Source organism: Streptomyces sp. RP5T (assembly GCF_003933965.1).
Lineage (GTDB): Bacteria > Actinomycetota > Actinomycetes > Streptomycetales > Streptomycetaceae > Streptomyces.
The window spans coordinates 1-3169 of the sequence record NZ_RSAJ01000796.1; the positions used below are offsets into that span (position 1 = coordinate 1).

Here is a 3169-nt window from a genome sequence, read left to right on the forward strand (position 1 = left end):
GCGGAAGGGTGTCGGCGGCGGCCGGTGTCTTAGGGGGTGACGCGACTGTAAGCGTGCGGGAACTGTGTGTTGAGGGTGGCCATGGGCCGGCGGGACCTGTGTGCCGACCTCGCCGGGCCGTGCCGCGGGCGAGGGGGAGTCAGGGGCACCCTGGGCGTTGGGCACTTGTCGGGTGAGGGACAATGGAGGCTCTGTCAGGGCGGGTTCATGAGGGGACGCATGTCGGACGCGGAGCGGGCGGGAGCATCCCGGCAGGACGAGAGCGAGCGTCTCCTCGCCGGGCGGTACCGGCTGGGAGGAGTGCTCGGCCGCGGAGGCATGGGCACGGTGTGGCGCGCCGAGGACGAGACCCTGGGCAGGACGGTGGCCGTCAAGGAACTCCGGTTCCCGTCCAGCATCGACGAGGACGAGAAGCGCCGGCTGATCACGCGCACGCTGCGTGAGGCCAAGGCGATCGCGCGGATCCGCAACACCAGCGCGGTGACCGTGTACGACGTGGTCGACGAGGACGACCGGCCGTGGATCGTGATGGAACTCGTCGAGGGCAAGTCGCTCGCCGAGGTCATCCGGGAGGACGGGCTGTTGGAGCCCAAGCGCGCGGCGGAGGTGGGCCTCGCGATCCTCGACGTGCTCAGGTCCGCGCACCGCGAGGGCATCCTGCACCGGGACGTGAAGCCGTCCAACGTGCTGATCTCCGAGGACGGCCGGGTCGTGCTCACCGACTTCGGCATCGCCCAGGTCGAGGGCGACCCGTCCATCACCTCCACCGGCATGCTCGTCGGGGCCCCCTCCTACATCTCCCCGGAGCGGGCCCGTGGGCACAAGCCGGGCCCCGCTGCCGACCTGTGGTCGCTCGGCGGACTGCTGTACGCGGCGGTCGAGGGCGCCCCGCCGTACGACAAGGGGTCCGCGATCGCGACCCTCACCGCGGTGATGACCGAACCGCTGGAGGAGCCGAAGAACGCGGGTCCGCTCAGGGACGTCATCTACGGCCTGCTCACCAAGGACCCCGCCCAGCGACTCGACGACAGCCGTGCGCGGGCCATGCTCACCGAGGTGATCCACGCACCCGAGCCGAAGGCGGCCGAGCCGGAGCCGGCGGCCGACGCGACCCGGGTGGTGCCGTTGCCGGCGCAGCCGCAGGAGCGTGCGGGCGGCGAGCGGTTGCGCGGGGCGCTGCGTTCCGTACGCAAGGTGGCCGGTGCGGCGGCGACGTCCGCGGTCGCGTCCCGCGCCAAGTCCGGGAGCGGTACGGCGGGTTCGGGCACGGAGGGTTCGGGCCAGGCGGGTTCCGGTCCCGCGGATGCGGGTGGCGGGAAGGGTGCCGCCCAGGGTTCCGGGGCTGCTGCGGCGGCTGCCGCCTCCCCGGCTGCTTCGGCCTCTCCGGCTTCCTCGGCGTCCTCCGCGTCCCGGGAGAAGGACGCGTCGGCTTCCACCTCGGCGACGGCGTCTGCTTCGAGTGGGGCGGCCGCGGTCCGGGACGGGAAGACGCGCCAGACCGACGCGGCCTCGGGTGGGCGGAGTTCGGGATGGCCCGTGATGACCCCGCCGCCGGACCTGGCGCCGAGGCCGGTGCCGCGGGCACCGCTGACCGACGTGGTGCCGCGGCGGACGCTGGTGATCATCGCGGTGGTCGTGGCGCTGGCGGTCCTCGGTACCGTGCTGGCGCTGACCCTCGGCGGTGACGACGGCAGCGACGGGGCCAAGGGCGGCGGCACCGGGGTGACGGCGAGCGCGAGCACCAGCGCCGACACCAAGGAGGACGAGAGCGGGGGCACCCGCACCGACGGGTCCACCGGCGGGTCTGCCTCGTCGTCGGAGTCGGGCTCCGGGTCCGCGAACACGCCGAGTACCGAGGAGAGCGGCCGGAGTTCGACAGGGTCCTCCGGTTCGGGGGGCTCCGCCGACGACGGTTCGGTGGCCTCGACGTACAAGGGGGGCCAGGGATACTCGATCGGGCTGCCCGAGGGGTGGAAGTTCCGGACCAGCAGCTCCGCGGGCGACCGGTTCACCGGGCCCGACGGGCAGAAGCTGCTCGTCGCCTGGACCAGTACGCCCAAGGGCGACCCGGTGGCGGACTGGGAGAACCAGGAACAGGGCATGCGGCGGTCGCAGTACACCAAGATCCGCATAGAGAAGGTGGACTACCGGGGCTGGAACACGGCCGACTGGGAGTTCACCTATGTGGAGGGTGGGACGAAGTACCGGACGATCGACCGTGGATTCGTCGTCAATGACCATCTCGGATATGCCTTGATGTACACGGCGAAAGCCGCGAACTGGGGCACTGAGCTGCGCAAGGACACATGGCAGACGCTCGCCCGCACCTTCGAACCGAAGTCGTGAAGCGCTGTGCGGTGAACGGTCATGTGTTTGGGCCCTGAGATATGGAATCCCCTCTTTGCGGGTTGCCTCCGGCACGTATCGTGAGTGTTTGCGGACCGTCCGCATCCAGGTTCGGATGAGGAACGTGCCGCGAGGCGAACGGAATTGACCAACCGAACGGCCGGGGGAGGCAACGTGGACGACTATGCGGGTCGGGTGCTCGCCGGCCGCTACCGCCTGCCGCTGCCCCCGTCCGACGAGTACGAACTCACCGAGACCCGCGCCTTCGACACCTACAGCGGGCAGGAAGTCCTGGTCAGGCAGGTGCCGTTGCCCGAGGTCGTCGAGGCGGAGGTGCTCGACGCGGAGGGCCTGCCCGACGGGTTCACGGCCCGGGACCCCGACAGTGCGCGCCGCACCCCGGGGCGGCGCGGCGCACGCCGGCCCACCGAGCCTGCCGTGCGGCGGGCCGTGGAGGCCGCGCAGGCCGCCGCCCGGATCCCCGACCATCCGCGCCTCGACCAGGTCTTCGACGTGTTCGCCGAGGGCGGTTCGCTCTGGGTCGTCAGCGAGATGGTGGCCGCGCGGTCGCTGGCGTCACTGCTCGTGGAGAAGCCGCTGACGCCGTACCGGGCGGCCGAGGTCGCCTCCGACGTGCTCATGGCGCTGCGGGTGCTGCACGCCCACGGCTGGGTGCACCGCAACATCACCGCCCGCACGGTACTGGTCTGCGACGACGGCCGGGTCATGCTGACCGGCCTCGCGGTCGGCGCGGCCGAGGAGGCCCTGTGCGGCTATGACCCGGTGCCCGCCGAGGCGGGGGAATGGGGCTCCGGGTCATAGC

At 71.9% G+C, this 3169-nt stretch carries 1 protein-coding gene and 1 pseudogene; both read left to right on the forward strand.

The genetic code is table 11. From position 1 onward, the window contains the following. Nucleotides 1–219 precede the first annotated feature (219 nt). A complete protein-coding gene (locus EHS43_RS41125; protein ID WP_125195622.1) occupies nt 220–2346 on the forward strand; it encodes a serine/threonine-protein kinase in 2127 nt (708 codons plus the stop codon). A 144-nt stretch (nt 2347–2490) separates the two neighbouring features. After that, nucleotides 2491–3138: pseudogene (locus EHS43_RS41130) on the forward strand (protein kinase); the annotation flags it as partial. Nucleotides 3139–3169: the final 31 nt, after the last annotated feature.

Bases quoted from the DNA above. Each gene is read 5' to 3' on its own strand.
- EHS43_RS41125 (WP_125195622.1), top strand. From the start codon at position 220: ATGTCGGACGCGGAGCGGGCGGGAGCATCCCGGCAGGACGAGAGCGAG.